This window comes from Reyranella sp. (assembly GCF_965279465.1).
Classification (GTDB): domain Bacteria; phylum Pseudomonadota; class Alphaproteobacteria; order Reyranellales; family Reyranellaceae; genus Reyranella.
On record NZ_OZ257242.1, the window covers coordinates 480350 to 494018 of the forward strand.

11 protein-coding genes are annotated in these 13669 nt (G+C 68.6%); all 11 read right to left on the reverse strand.

What is annotated here, in order from left to right; all coding sequences use genetic code 11:
* Positions 1 to 6: 6 nt before the first annotated feature.
* A complete protein-coding gene (locus tag ACQY8M_RS02355; RefSeq protein ID WP_428668879.1) occupies positions 7 to 2055 on the reverse strand; it encodes a hydantoinase/oxoprolinase family protein in 2049 nt (682 codons plus the stop codon).
* 2 nt (positions 2056 to 2057) lie between these two features.
* The gene (locus tag ACQY8M_RS02360) at positions 2058 to 2759 is read right to left on the reverse strand and encodes an ABC transporter ATP-binding protein (protein WP_428668880.1); all 702 of its coding nucleotides are present in this window, start codon (positions 2757 to 2759) and stop codon (positions 2058 to 2060) included.
* A 96-nt stretch (positions 2760 to 2855) separates the two neighbouring features.
* On the reverse strand, positions 2856 to 3605 hold the full coding sequence (locus ACQY8M_RS02365; RefSeq protein ID WP_428668881.1) for an ABC transporter ATP-binding protein: 750 nt from the start codon (positions 3603 to 3605) through the stop codon (positions 2856 to 2858).
* Entirely contained in the window at positions 3602 to 5443 is a 1842-nt protein-coding gene (locus tag ACQY8M_RS02370; protein WP_428668882.1) for an ABC transporter permease, read from the reverse strand. The genes ACQY8M_RS02365 and ACQY8M_RS02370 overlap by 4 nt, the downstream gene beginning before the upstream one ends.
* Positions 5444 to 5547: 104 nt before the next feature.
* The gene (locus ACQY8M_RS02375; protein WP_428668883.1) at positions 5548 to 6753 is read right to left on the reverse strand and encodes an ABC transporter substrate-binding protein; all 1206 of its coding nucleotides are present in this window, start codon (positions 6751 to 6753) and stop codon (positions 5548 to 5550) included.
* Between the two features lie 54 nt (positions 6754 to 6807).
* Positions 6808 to 7185, reverse strand: a complete 378-nt coding sequence (locus ACQY8M_RS02380; RefSeq protein WP_428668884.1) for a hypothetical protein — start codon at positions 7183 to 7185, stop codon at positions 6808 to 6810.
* Positions 7186 to 7229: 44 nt separating this feature from the next.
* The gene (locus ACQY8M_RS02385) at positions 7230 to 8126 is read right to left on the reverse strand and encodes a UPF0280 family protein (protein ID WP_428668885.1); all 897 of its coding nucleotides are present in this window, start codon (positions 8124 to 8126) and stop codon (positions 7230 to 7232) included.
* Entirely contained in the window at positions 8123 to 9553 is a 1431-nt protein-coding gene (locus tag ACQY8M_RS02390) for a 6-hydroxynicotinate reductase (protein WP_428668886.1), read from the reverse strand. The genes ACQY8M_RS02385 and ACQY8M_RS02390 overlap by 4 nt, the downstream gene beginning before the upstream one ends.
* Positions 9550 to 12249: a molybdopterin-dependent oxidoreductase gene (locus tag ACQY8M_RS02395; protein ID WP_428668887.1), complete on the reverse strand. Its 2700-nt coding sequence runs from the start codon at positions 12247 to 12249 to the stop codon at positions 9550 to 9552. Before ACQY8M_RS02395 ends, ACQY8M_RS02390 begins: the two co-directional genes overlap by 4 nt.
* Positions 12246 to 13073 (reverse strand): FAD binding domain-containing protein, encoded by an 828-nt coding sequence (locus ACQY8M_RS02400; RefSeq protein WP_428668888.1) that lies wholly within the window; start codon positions 13071 to 13073, stop codon positions 12246 to 12248. The genes ACQY8M_RS02395 and ACQY8M_RS02400 overlap by 4 nt, the downstream gene beginning before the upstream one ends.
* Before the next feature lie 60 nt (positions 13074 to 13133).
* Positions 13134 to 13601 (reverse strand): MarR family winged helix-turn-helix transcriptional regulator, encoded by a 468-nt coding sequence (locus ACQY8M_RS02405; RefSeq protein WP_428668889.1) that lies wholly within the window; start codon positions 13599 to 13601, stop codon positions 13134 to 13136.
* Positions 13602 to 13669 lie beyond the last annotated feature (68 nt).

The window sequence follows — 13669 nt, forward strand, 5'->3', positions numbered from 1 at the left end:
TATTGCTCATCCAACCGCGATCAGCAGGTTGCCGAGCGTGTCCTGCCGAACCGTGTCGCCTGGCTCGACGACGGTGGTGCAATCGAGCTGCTCAAGGATCGCCGGTCCTTCGAATACGGTATCCCTCGGCAGCCTGTCTCGCGCATACACCGGAGTCTCGCGCCAGCCGTCGGCAAACCACACGCGACGCTTGCCGACCTGGGCCGATGCGAGTGTGGGTGCACGCTCCGTTGCAGCCAGCGCTGCCAGCGAGATTTCGGGCCGCACGCCGATCACCGCGGTGTGCAGGTTCACAAGCACCGGCGGGATCTCCGCGAGCTCGATGCCGAAGCGCCGCCAGTAGGCGGCGGCGAAGGCCTTGTGCAGGCCGGCGACGCCGATGTCGGGACGGTCGACGCCGACCGAGAGAATATGGCTCTGCCCCTGGAACTGCATGTCGACGCTGTAGACGGCGCGCAGCTCGCGGACCGGCACGCCCTCGCGCCGGATCGTGGCCTCGCCCTCCGCCGTCTGCTCGGCGTAGATGCGCTCGACATCGGCATCGGCCACGGCCGACAGCGGCTTGTTGACCGTGCGCACATAGTCATGGCGCAGGTCGGCGACGACGCAACCCAGCGCGTTGGTGATGCCAGGCCGAGCCGGCACCATCACCGACGGAATCGCGAGCTCACGCGCCAGCGCCGAGGCGTGCAACGGGCCGGCACCGCCGAAGGCGAACAAAGCGAAGTCGCGCGGATCGTGGCCGCGCGACAGCGAGACGAGACGGATCGCGCCGGCCATGCGGTCGTTGGCGATGCGCAGGATCGCGGCGGCCGCGGCATCGGCGTCGAGACCGAGTGGCGTGCCGACCTTCTGCTCGATCAGGCCCCGCACATGATCCAGCGTGACCGGATGGTCGACGCCGAGCAGCCGGTCGGGATTGAGCCGGCCCAGGACCAGGTTGGCGTCGGTGATGGTGGGCTCGGTTCCGCCGCGGCCGTAGCAGATCGGCCCCGGCCGCGCGCCGGCGCTCTCCGGCCCGACCCGCAGCATGCCGGCCGCATCGACCGAGGCGATCGAGCCGCCGCCGGCGCCGATCGTGTGCACGTCGACCATCGGCACATGGATCGGCATGGCGTATTCCAGCTCGAGCTCGCCGGAGACCTGCGGCACGGCATTTTCGATCAGGCCGACATCGGTCGAGGTACCACCCATGTCGTAGGTGATCAGGTTGGGCTGGCCCGAGACGCGGCCGGTGTAGGCCGCGGCCATCACGCCCGAAGCCGGTCCCGACATCACCGTGTTCACCGCCGCCTCGGCGATGAGCTGCGAGGAAATCGTGCCGCCGTTGCCCTGCATCACCAGGATGTCGCGGTCGAAGCCCTTGGCCGACAGCTCGGTGCGCAGCCGCGCCAGGTAGCGCGCCAGCACCGGCTGGACCGAGGCGTTGACCGCCGCCGTCACGCCGCGCTCGAACTCGCGATACTCCGACAGGATTGCATGGCCTGCGGTGACATACGGGTTGGGCCACAGGCCGCGCACGATCTCCGCCGCGCGCTTCTCGTGCGCTGAGTTGATGTAGCTGTGCAGGAAATGGATCACCACCGCCTCGCAGCCGGCCGCCAGCAATGTATTTGCCGCCTCGGCGACGGCCGCTTCGTCGAGCGGCGTCAGCACCTTGCCGTCCGCATCCATGCGCTCGGGCACCTCGAGCCGCAGCTCGCGGTCGATCATCGGCCGGAAGGTGCCGCGCAGGCCGTAGGGCTGCGGCCGGGTACGGCGCCCCAGCTCCAGCACATCGCGGAAGCCCTTGGTGGTGATCAGCCCGACCCTGGCGATCTTGCGCTCGAGCAGCGCATTGGTCGTCGTCGTCGTGCCGTGCACGATGGCCTGCAGGCTGGCGGGCTCGACGCCGGCCGCGGCGAGCGAGGCCATGAATCCGATCGCCTGGTTGTCGGCGGTGGTCGGCACCTTGGCGAGCTTGACCTCGCCGCTGACCGTGTCGATCGCCAGCAGGTCGGTGAAGGTGCCGCCGACATCGATGCCGACGGTGAGCGAGTTCTTTTTCGAGGACATGATCAGACCGACAGATATTGTTCGCGGAGGGAAGCGTTGGCGGTGAGCTCGGCCATGGTGCCGCCGAAGCGGATCTGGCCCTTCTCGATGATATAGGCGCGGTCGGCGATCGCCTCGCAGAAGCGCAGGTTCTGCTCGCACAGCAGCACCGACAGCCCCTCGCCCTTCAGCATCCGGATCGACTGCGCCATCTGCTCGACGATGATCGGCGCCAGCCCTTCGGACGGCTCATCGAGCAGCACGCATTTCGGATTGCCCATCAGTGTGCGCGCGATGGTCAGCATCTGCTGCTCGCCGCCCGACATGCGGCCGCCCGCCCGCTCGCGCATGCGCGCAAGGTTGGGAAAAATCGCGAACAGCTTTTCCTCGTTCCAGGTCGGCGCGCCGTTGCGCGCGGCCTGCCGACCGACCTCGAGGTTCTCGATCACCGACAGTTCGGTGAAGATCCGACGCTCCTCGGGCACGTAGCCCAGCCCGAGCCGCGCGATGCGATAGGGTGGCAGGCGGTCGATGCGTTGACCGACGAAGGTCACCTCGCCGCGCGCCGGCGGCACCAGCCCCATGATCGCCTTCATCGCCGTCGACTTGCCGGCGCCGTTGCGTCCGAGCAGCGCCACCACCTCGCCCGCCCGCGCCTCGAGCGAGACGCCGTGCAGGATATGGGCGCGACCGTAGAAGGCGTGCAGGTCCTTCACGGAAAGCATGAACGACTCATGGCTGGGAGCGCGGCTCTCCCGAGCCGCTCTTCGTCCGCCTGCCGCGCCCCGTGAGCGGCTCTGGAGAGCCGCGCTCCCAGCAAATCAATGCCCGCCTCCGAGATAGACGGCCTGGACGGCAGGATTGGCGCGCACCTCGGCGGGCAGGCCGCCGGCGATCAGCCGGCCGCGATCAAGCACGATGATGCGATCGGCCTGGCTGAAGACCACGTCCATGTCGTGCTCGGTGAACAGCACCGCGATGCTCTGGGCGCGTGCAAGCCGCGCGGTCAGCTCCATGAGCGCGACGCGCTCCCTGGGCGCCATGCCGGCGGTCGGTTCGTCCATCAGCAACAGGCGTGGCTGGTTGGCGAGCGCCATGGCGAGCTCGACCCGCTTCAGATCGCCATAAGCAAGAACACCACAAGCCCGATCGGCCTGGTCGATCATCCCGACCTGCTCCAGCAGCGCGTCGGCCTCACCCTGCAGGGCCAACCCGAAGCGCGAGAGCATGGACCACAGCCTGCCGGCATGGCTGTAGAGCGCCATCTGCACGTTCTCGCGCACGCTCAAGGACGAGAAGGTCGCGGTGATCTGGAAAGTGCGGCCGACGCCCAGCCGCCACACGGCGCGCGGGCTCAGGCCGACGATATTCCGGCCGCCGAGGTACACCACGCCGCTGTCGGGCGTGAGCTGGCCGTTCAGCATGTTGAAGCAGGTGCTCTTGCCTGCCCCGTTGGGGCCGATCAGCGCCAGCAGCTCGCCGGCGGAGACGGCAAAGGACACGTCCTCGACCGCCTGCACGCCGCCGAACGCCTTGTGCAGCCCGTCGACCTGCAGCACCGCCTCGCTCATGCCGGCCGCCAGCGCGCGAGGAGGCTCTTGAGGCCGCCGACCAGTCCTTGCGGGAACACCACGACGATCAGCAGGATCACCAGCCCGAGGACCGCGCGCCAGAATTCGGTCTCGCGGGCCAGCGTGTCGCGCAGCCAGGTGAAGACGGCCGCGCCGGCGACCGGCCCGACCAAGGTGTCGACGCCGCCCAGCAGGACCATCACCAGCCCGTCGGTCGATTGGGCGATGGAGATCGACGACGGCGAGATGCTGCCCTTGGAGAAGGCGAAGACAGCACCGGCAAGGCCCGCGAAGGTTCCCGCCAGCACGAACGCGGCCCATTGATAGGCGCGAAGGTCGATGCCGATCGCCTCGGCGCGCAGCGGCGAATCGCGGCCGGCGCGCAGCACGTAGCCGAAGGGCGAGAACAGCGCACGCCACAGCACGGCAATGCCGAAGCCGCACAGCGCAAGGGTCAGATAGTAGTAGACCGTCTTGTCGGCGAGCCAGGCGGCGGGCCAGATTCCCACCAGACCGTTGCTGCCCGAGGTCAGCTCGTCCCACTGAAAGACGATCGACCAGCTGATCTGCGCAAAGGCGAGAGTCAGCATGGCGAGATAGACGCCCGACAGCCGCACGCAAAACCAGCCGTAGACGACGGCGAACAGGCCGGCGACGAATGGCGCCAGCACCAGCGCCAGTTCCATCGGCAGGCCGGCCGTCTTGAACAGCAACGCGCCGGCATAGGCGCCGAGACCGAAATAGGCGGCATGGCCGAACGACACCATGCCCGCCGGCCCCATGATGAAATGCAGGCTGACCGCAAAGAGCGCAAAGCAGGCGATGTCGGTCAGCAGCACGGTGACGTAGCGATCGGCGAGCAGCGGCACGATCAGGAACAGGGCGAGCCAAGCCGCGACCGCCCAGCGGCGCGGCGGCGCGAGTGGCGGTGGCGCCTCGCCCGTGGCGCGCGCCATGGCCGGCGGCTTGCCGAGCAGGCCGTAGGGCCGCATCACCAGCACCAGCCCCATGATCACGAACTCGACCACGAGCGTGAGCTTGGAAACCCCGAGGCCGATGCAGAACGCCTTCGCCACGCCGATCAGGATCGCGGCAAGGAAGGCCCCGCTCAAGCTGCCCAGGCCGCCCACCACAGTGACGACGAAGGCGTCGGCGATGACCGACAGGTCGAGATCGAGGTTCGCCGGTTCGCGCGGGATCTGCAGCGCGCCGCCCAGTCCTGCCAGCACCGAGCCGACGAAGAACACCGAGGTGAACAGCTTGGCCTGGTCGACGCCGAGTGCGCCGACCATCTCGCGGTCCTGCGTCGCTGCCCGGACCAGCGCGCCCCAGCGCGTGCGGGCGAGCAGCAGCCACATCAGCCCAAGCACCACCGGCCCGATGGCAATCAGCAGCAGGTCGTAGATCGGGATGCGCTTGCCGAGGATCTCGACGGCCGCGGTGAGGCCGGGCGCACGCGGGCCGACCAGATCTTCCGAGCCCCAGGCGAACAGCGCCACATCCTTGATCACCAGCACGACGGCAAAGGTGGCGAGCAGCTGGAAAAGTTCGGGCGCACGATAGATGCGGCGCAGGATCAGGACCTCGATCGCGACACCGACCAATCCGACAGCCAACGCTGCCAGGATCACCGCGCTCCAGAAACCGAGCGGCGTGCGGCCCAGCGCCTCGATCAGGCTGTAGGCGCCGTAGAGGCCCAGCATATAGAGCGAGCCATGCGCGAAGTTCACGATCCGCGTCACGCCGAAGATCAGCGACAGGCCCGCCGACACCAGGAACAGCGACGAGGCCGCGGCCAGCCCGTTCAAGAGCTGGATGACGATGGAAGCGAAGGTCACGTGCCCGCTGCAATAAAGACTGTCATCCCGAGCGCAGCGAGGGATCTATGGGGCCACAGCATAGATTCCTCACTTCGTTCGGAATGACACCGATACCCTTGCCCTCAGTTAGCCGGCCGCATCTTCTTGACTTCTTCATCGCTCGGCAGGGCGTCCTTGCCGTCGACGAAGCGCCAGTCCTTCATGTAGCCCTTGCCGTCCTTGACGCCGAGCCGGCCGACATAGGCGCCCATCGTCGACTGATGGTCGAGCGGGCGATAGGTGATCTCGCCGAACGGCGTCGAATGGGTCAGGCCGGCCATCGCCGCGATCAGCTTGTCCTGGTCGAGTGAGCCCGCCTTCCTGATGGCGGCCACGGCCGACATCACGGTCGAGTAGCCGACGATCGAGCCCAAGCGCGGATAGTCCTTGAACTTCGCCTGGTAGGCGGCAAGGAACTTCGCATGCTCGGGCGTCTTGATCTCGCTCCACGGATAGCCGGTGACGTACCAGCCGTCGGGCGTCTCCTCCTTGAGCGGATCGAGATATTCCGGCTCGCCGGCCAGCAGGTTGAACACCTCGACACCCTTGAAGAGGCCTCGCTGGGTGCCCTCTCGCACGAACTTCGCGAGGTCGGGGCCGAACAGCGAGGAAAATATCGCATCGGGCTTGGCGTCCGCGAGCGCCTGCGCCACGGCGCCCGCATCGATCTTGCCCAGCGGCGACGCCTGCTCGGCAACGAACTCGACATCGGGCTGCTTCTCCTTCAGGAGCTTCTTGAACGCCGCCGTCGCCGACTGGCCGTACTCGTAATTGGGATAGACGACCGCCCAGCGCTTCTTCTTGAGCTTGGCGGCGTCGGGGATGAGCATCGCCGTCTGCATGTAGGTGGAGGCGCGCAGGCGGAAGGTATACGCGTTGCCCGCGTCCCAGACGATCTTGTCGGTCAGCGGCTCGGCGGCGATGAACAGCGTCTTGCGCTGCTTGGCGAAGTCGGCGACGGCGAGACCGACATTCGACGGAAAGGTGCCGATCAGGAAGGCGACCTTCTCGCGGCTCAGCAACTCCTCGGCGGCGCGCACCGCGTCGGCCGGATTGCCGTTGTCGTCGCGGCTCACGATCTCGACCTTCTTGCCCAGCACGCCGCCGGCGGCATTGACCTCCTCGACCGCGAGCTCCCAGCCTTTCTTGTAGGGTTCGAGGAAGGCGGCGAAAATCTTGTAGCTGTTGAGCTCGCCGATCTTGATCGTGTCCTGCGCGGCGGCCGGCAGCGCAAGCGATGCAGCGACGATGGCCGAGACGCCGGCGAGCAGACGGTTGCGGGTCAGCATGAATTCCCCCTCCGAAAAGCGTTGAACACCCCGTGTGCGGAGCCTAGCACCGTCTTACGAGGCAAAAGAAGAGCGGGCTTGGATTCCCCAGTGTCCGTCCTGCAGGGTCACGATGTAGATCGTCTCGAAGGTGCTCAGCAGCGAGCCGTCCTTGCGCCAGCGGCTGAACTTCACCTTGAGATGGACCTTGTCCTTGCCGACGTGGATCGGCGTACGCTCGTCCCAGGTGCTGTGATGCCAGCCGTCGCCGGCGCGGGCGACGAAATCGCCGAGCTTGTAGTCGCCGTGATCGTTCCAGACGACGACCTTGCCGCCGGCCAGCCGGACATGCGGGAAGTTGCAGGCATCGTTGACCGCCCGCTCGTCGCCGTGATTGAGCCCGGCGATGTAGTCGTCCATCGCCTCCATCGCCGATTTCAAAGGATCGCTCATCTCCGTCTGTCTCCCACTGTGCGTCTAGTTGCCCGGAGAAGCTGTCATGCTTGCTGGGAGCGCGGCTCTCCAGAGCCGCTCATTCTTCGGTTTGCCATACCCTTGAGCGGCTCTGGAGAGCCGCGCTCCCAGCGTGGCGCCTCGATCCGCCAATAGCTCTGCAAGGAAAGTGCCGCGCTGTCGATCAGGCCACACAGCCGCAGCCGTCGCGCTTCGGCGAGGCCGCGGTCGAGGGCCTCTTCGATGAGCGGCTGAGGGAGGGCGCCGACGGCGACCGTGACCGGGAGATCCCGCAGGTCGCTGTCGGGATCGAGGTCGCGGGCCGGGCGGCGTTCGATCGACGGGTGATCGATGTTCACGGCGTTGGCAATCAGGGTCGCCGCGGCGTCGGCCGCGGCAGCGGTCGTCGCAAGGACGGTCGCGGAGTCGGCAATGCCGAGCGAGAAGGAGCGGCCACCGCGCCCGGAGGTGGCGATGCCGCGCACCGGGCGGTCGTGCATCAGGGTCACCGCGCCGTCGAGCGCCTGGGCGAAGATGCCGGCGCGCAGGCTGTGGCCCGGCGCGAGATGGATCGCGATGTCGCCGCCGTTGTTGACGTAGGCCTTGTCGAGCGTGCGGCCGGCCAGCATCGCCTGCATCATCTCGTCGGCGACGGCGCCGGCGACGGCGGCCATCGGCGTGATGAAGACGGCTCGATGCGGCCGCACCGCTTCGGCCATGCGTCGTGCGACCGGGCCCTGCAGCAGCGGATCGGCGTCACCGACCTCGCGCCGCAGGATGGGTAGCTCGTGGACAAGTGTCGGCAGGATGTCGCCGAAGCGGTCGATGGCCTGTTGGTAGGCGCGCTCGACCTCGTCGCGCGCGCCGAACGCCTCGATGATGAGGTCGATCGGGCCGTGCTGCAGGTGCAGGCGGCCATCGGGCAAGGGGGCGGCGATCATCCGAGCCGCACCTTGTGGGCGCGCACCACATCCTCGAGCGTGACGGCGCGCGAGGCGTAGCCGCCGAGGGCGGCATAATCCATGGCGCGCAGGGTGAACTCGATCGGCGCGACCAGCGCCGGCGTCGGCACGTAGCCGAACGACTTCTCCGGCATCTTCGCGACATCGACCATGAGGGTGATGCCGCCGCCCGGCCAGATGAAGGCCGGCACGCCGCCGAGCGTGACCCTGGTCAGCGTGTCGCGCACCGAGCGCGTCAGGCGCACGGGGTTTTCCGTCACGCCCGCGCGCAGCGAACCGCCGGCGCCGGCCATGAACAGCACGGTGCACAGCGCCGGCTCGCAATTCTCGGCGATACGCTCGACCACCCTCTGCACCGCTGACGGCATCGCTGCCGGCTGAGGCTTGAGGTCCCGGTCGAGCTCGAACCATGCCGAATGCTCGCCGGTGGTCGAGACCATCAGCAACTTCAGGCCCGGCCAGGCCTGCTTGGGATCGATCCTCTCGATGATCTCCAGCGGATCGCTGACATCCGTCCCTCCCCAGCCCAGCCCGGGCTCGGCCACCTGGAAATAGCGGCCGGGCGTCGACTTGCGGCCGCGCACGCGGATGCCGGCGGGCTTCATGTCGAGGAAACGGCCGCCCTGATGCTCGCTCAGCACGCCGGTGATGTGATCGTCGACCACGATCACCTCGTCGACATGGTCCTTCCATTGCGGCGCGAACATGCCGATCGCCGCCGAGCCGCAGCCGACCCGCATGCGCTCCTCGGCGACGCCGTTCACCACCGGCGGCCGGTCGGCCTGCACCACGACGGTCGAGCCGCCGTCGATCGCCAGTTCCACCGCTTCCTTGTTGCACAGCGCCAGGAGCGCATCGCAGGTGACGACGCCCTCCTTCTTGCTGCCGCCGGTCAGGTGATGCACGCCGCCGAGCGACAGCATCTGCGAGCCGTATTCGGCCGTGGTCACGTGCCCGATCGCCTCGCCCTTGACCCGCACCGCCGCCTGCTCGGGCCCGAGATAGCGGTCGGTGTCGATCTTCACCTTCACGCCGCAGTAGCTGAAGATGCCCTCGGTCACGACCGTGACCATGTCGACGCCATCATGCTTCGACGAGACGATGAACGGCGCGGGCTTGTAGTCGGGATAGGTCGTGGTCGCGCCGATGCCGGTGACGAACGCGCCCTCGCCCTTGCCGAGCTCGCCCGACCAGGCCTCGCCGCCTTCGACGAAGGCGACCCGCGCGAGATCGGGCCTGGCCAGCAGCACCAGCGGATCGACCCGCACCAGCGCGCCGTTCTCGTTGGCATAGCGGTCGCAGGCGCCGGCGCGGCCCGGACGGATCCGGCACAGCACCGGGCAGGCGTCGCAACGGACGATACCCGCGATACGTTCGGCCTCGCTCAGCGTCAGCTCGTCGCTCATGGCGTTGCTCCTCGCGCCAGGATGGCTTCGCGCAGGCGATGGGGCAGCACCGGCACGCGATGCACGCGCACACCCGTCGCGTGGTGGATGGCGCCCAGGATTGCCGGGGCCGTCGGCACCAATCCCGGCTCGCCGACGCCCTTGGCGCCGGACGGGCCGAGCGGCTCGCGGTCCTCGATCAGGAGGCACTCGATTTCGGGCACGTCGCCAATGGTCGGGATCAGATAGTCGTGCAGGTTCTCGGTGCGGCCAGGCAGGTACTCCTCCATCAGCGCGAGGCCGAGGCCCTGCGCGATGCCGCCCTCGATCTGTCCTTCGACCAGGGTCGGGTTGATCGCCTTTCCGACATCGTGCGCGGCCACCATGCGCAGCACCTTCACCGTGCCGAGCTCGGTGTCGACCTCGACGATGGCAATCTGCGCGGCAAAGGCATAGGTCGCGTAGGGCACGCCCTGCCCGTCCGCGTCGAGCGGCGTGGTCGGCGGATCGAAGGTGCCCTCGCCCATCAATGGCCCGATCCTGGCGAGGTCGAGCGTGCGCACCTCGGCGCCGTCGCGCACCGTCAGCGCCGCGCCGGCGAGCGACAGCGCGGCATCGGGCCCGGCATTGGCGAGACGCAGGATCTGCTGGCGCAGGTCGCGGCCGGCGCCTTCGGCGGCCCGGCCCGAGACGAAGGTCTGGCGCGAAGCCGAGGTCTTACCCGCGTCGGCGGTGAGGTCGGTGTCGCCGGTGACCAGGGTGAACTGCGCGACCGGCAGGCCGAGGGCATCGGCGGCGATCTGGGTCATGATCGTGTTGCTGCCCTGGCCGATGTCGAGCGCGCCGCTAAACAGCGTCAGCGTGCCGTCTGCGGCCAGCCCGATCTTCATGCGCGACGGATTCGACATCGAGGTGTTGCCAATGCCGTACCACATGCAGCCCACGCCGACACCGCGCCGGCGCGGACCGCCCTTGACGTTGAACGCGGCAATCTCCTGCTGCGCCTTCTGCCAGTGTGGCCGCAGGGCTTCGAGGCATTGCGTGAGGCCCGCCGAGTGCTCGAGCTTCTGGCCGCACGCCGTCACATCTCCGGCGCGCAAGGCATTGCGATGGCGGAACTCCAGCCGGTCGAGGCCGAGCTTGTCGGCCAGCGCATCCATCATCGCCTCGTGCGCGATGGCGGCCTGCGGCACCCCGAAGCCGCGAAAGGCGCCGGCCGGCGGACCGTTGGTGAAGAAGGCCTCGCCCCAGGTGCGGACGTTGGGCATGGCATAGGGACCCATCGCATGGACGGGGACGCGGTTGGCCACGGTCGGTCCCCACGAGGCGTAGGCGCCGGTATCGAAGGTCGCATGCACGTCGCAAGCCACCAGCTTGCCGCCCGCATCGCAGCCGAACCTCGCCTTCACTCGCGCCGGGTGCCGCTTGGTCGAGGCGGCCATGCTCTCGGGCCGCGAATAGACCAGCGCGACCGGCCGGCCGAGCTTCCACGCGGCGACTGCGATCAGCGGCTGTACCGACAGATCGAGCTTGCCGCCGAAGCCGCCGCCGCACGCGGTCGGCACGATGCGCACGGCGGCGGGCTCGAGCCGCATGACGCTCGCGATCTCGTCTCGGTCCATGTAGGGCGTCTGGGTCGAGGCGTGGATCTCGATGCGGTCGCCGACCCGCCGCGCCCAGCCGGCCTCGGGCTCGATATAGGCGTGCTCGACGAAGGCGGTCTCGAAGGTGCCTTCGGCGACGGCGGCACAGCTGGCGAAGGCGTCGACGATGCCGTGCTTCACGCCGCCGTCGAGCAGCAGGTTGTTCGGCCTGTCGGCCTGGACCAGCGGCGCACCGGGCGCGGTGGCGGCGTCGATCCCGTAAAGCGGCAGCTCGGGGGTCCAGTCGATCGGGATCTCGCGGTCGCGGATTGCCAGCACGTCGGCGCGCGCACCGACGAGCGCCAGCACCGCTTCGCCGCGATAGCGCACGAGGCCGTCGGCCAGCACCGGCTGGTCCTTGATGTCGGGATAGATGCCGTAGCCGTTGAACGGCACGTCGGCCGCCGTCAGCACCGCCGCAAGACGCGCGCGCAGCGGCGCCAGATCGCCGACGATGAACCGCGCACGGGCATGGGGCGAACGCACGACCCGGATCCAAAGCGCGTCGGCCGGAACGGCATCGGCGCCGAACCGGTCTCGACCCGTGACCTTGGCCACCCCGTCGAGCCGTGGCAGGCGCGCCCCGACGGCAGCACCAGCGGGCGGGGCAAGGTCGCCGCTCGGCATACAAGCCATCACCGCGTCGACGATCTTGCTGTAGCCAGTGCAGCGGCAGAGCACGCCGCCCAGCGCATCCTCGATCTCCGCGCGGCTCGGAGTATGGCCGTTGCCCAGCACGTCCTGCGCGGCCATCAGCATCCCGGGGGTGCAGATGCCGCACTGCGCCGCGCCGTGGTCGAGGAACGACTTCTGCAGCGCCGCGAGCCTGCCGTCGGCGCCGGCCAGGCTCTCGACCGTCTCGACCCTCCGGCCGCCCATCTGGCCCATCGCCACCAGGCAGGAGCAGACCTGCCGGCCGTCGAGCCGCACCGTGCAGGCGCCGCAGTCGCCGGCGTCGCAGCCGACCTTTGTGCCGGTAAGACCGAGATCGTCGCGCAACGCGGCGGCCAGGCGCGTGACCGGCGAACCGCTCCAGTGCGTGGCCTGGCCGTTCAGCGTGAAGGCGATCTTCACGAGGCAAAACCCGCGAGCAGGCGGCGCAGCAGCGTCACCACCGCATCCAGCCGATAGCCGGCGCTGCCCCGCACATCGTCTATCGGCGACAGCGGCACGAGCTGCGAAGCCTCGACGCACGCGGCGAGGGAATCGACCGCCGCACCCGCAAGCGCCGCTTCCAGCGCCGGCAGCCGCTGGGCCACCGCCGAGCAGGCGCCGACGGCGATGCGTGCAGCAGCGACCCGATCGTCCTCGATTTCGAGCGTTGCCGCCGCCATGGCGATGGAAATGACGAGGTAGCGCCGCGCGCCGAGCTTGAGGAAGGCGCTGCACGCATCGCGTGCAGGTCTGGGAACATGGATGGCGACCAGCAGCTCGCCCGGCGCCAGCATGGTGCGCCGATTGCCCGTGATGAAGGAGGTCAACGGCAGGCGCCGCGATCCGGCCCGTCCCGCCAGCTCGACCTCCGCGTCGAGGGCCAGGAGCGGCGGCACGCCGTCAGCCGCGGGCGAGGCGTTGCACAGATTTCCCGCGATCGTCCCGGTATTTTGAATCTGGCGGCCGCCAACCTCGCGCGCCGCCTGCTTCAATCCGTCGAACAGCGGCGGCAGTTCGGCTTCGACCAGTTCCGACCATGTCGTCGTCGCGCCGAGCCGCCAGCCGTCCGTCGCGGCGCTGATGCCACGCAGGACCGCAATGCCGCCGATATCGAGGACGTTCTCGTCGATCGCCCGGCCGACTCGCGCCGGATAGAAGTCGGTGCCCCCGGCCAACACGGTCCAGGGGCGCGCCAGCGCCTGCAGCGCCTCATCCAGGCTCGTGGGACGAAGATAGTCCGGCATATCGTTCGTGTACGTACAATCTGCACCCAGTGTAAGCGAGGCCGGAATCGAAGTCCCGTCTCAAATGATCCGGGACAGCAGTTCAATGAGCTGGCGCTGCTCGGCGCCGGTGAGCGGCTTCAGCGTCTCACGCGACACCGCAGGCCCGTTCATCAGCAGCTTCGCGACGAGCTTCTGGCCGTCGAGCGTGAGGCTGAGCAAGGTACGGCGCGCGTCGCCGGGATCGGGCCGCGAATCGACGAGACCGCGATCCCGGAGCCGGCGCACCACGCCCTGCATCGTCGCCTTGTCCATGCCGACGAGCCGGCCGAGCAGGTTCTGCGACAGCTCGGTGTACTCGTGCAGCTTCACCATGCTGGAGTACTGGGTCGGCGTGATGTTCGGATCGCCGATCGTGGCCTGGAAAATCGAGGAAGCGCGTTGATGTGCCCGGCGCAGCAGGTAGCCGACCTGCTCTTCGATGCGGTACGACCGTGGCGCATTTGGTGCAGCCTTCGGCTCGACCTGCTTCTTTGCGACGTTGCGCATCGCCCCCCGCGCGTTCCGCACCTTCGCTACACCGGCTGTGCGCGGCGCACAACGGCGACATTGTGTTC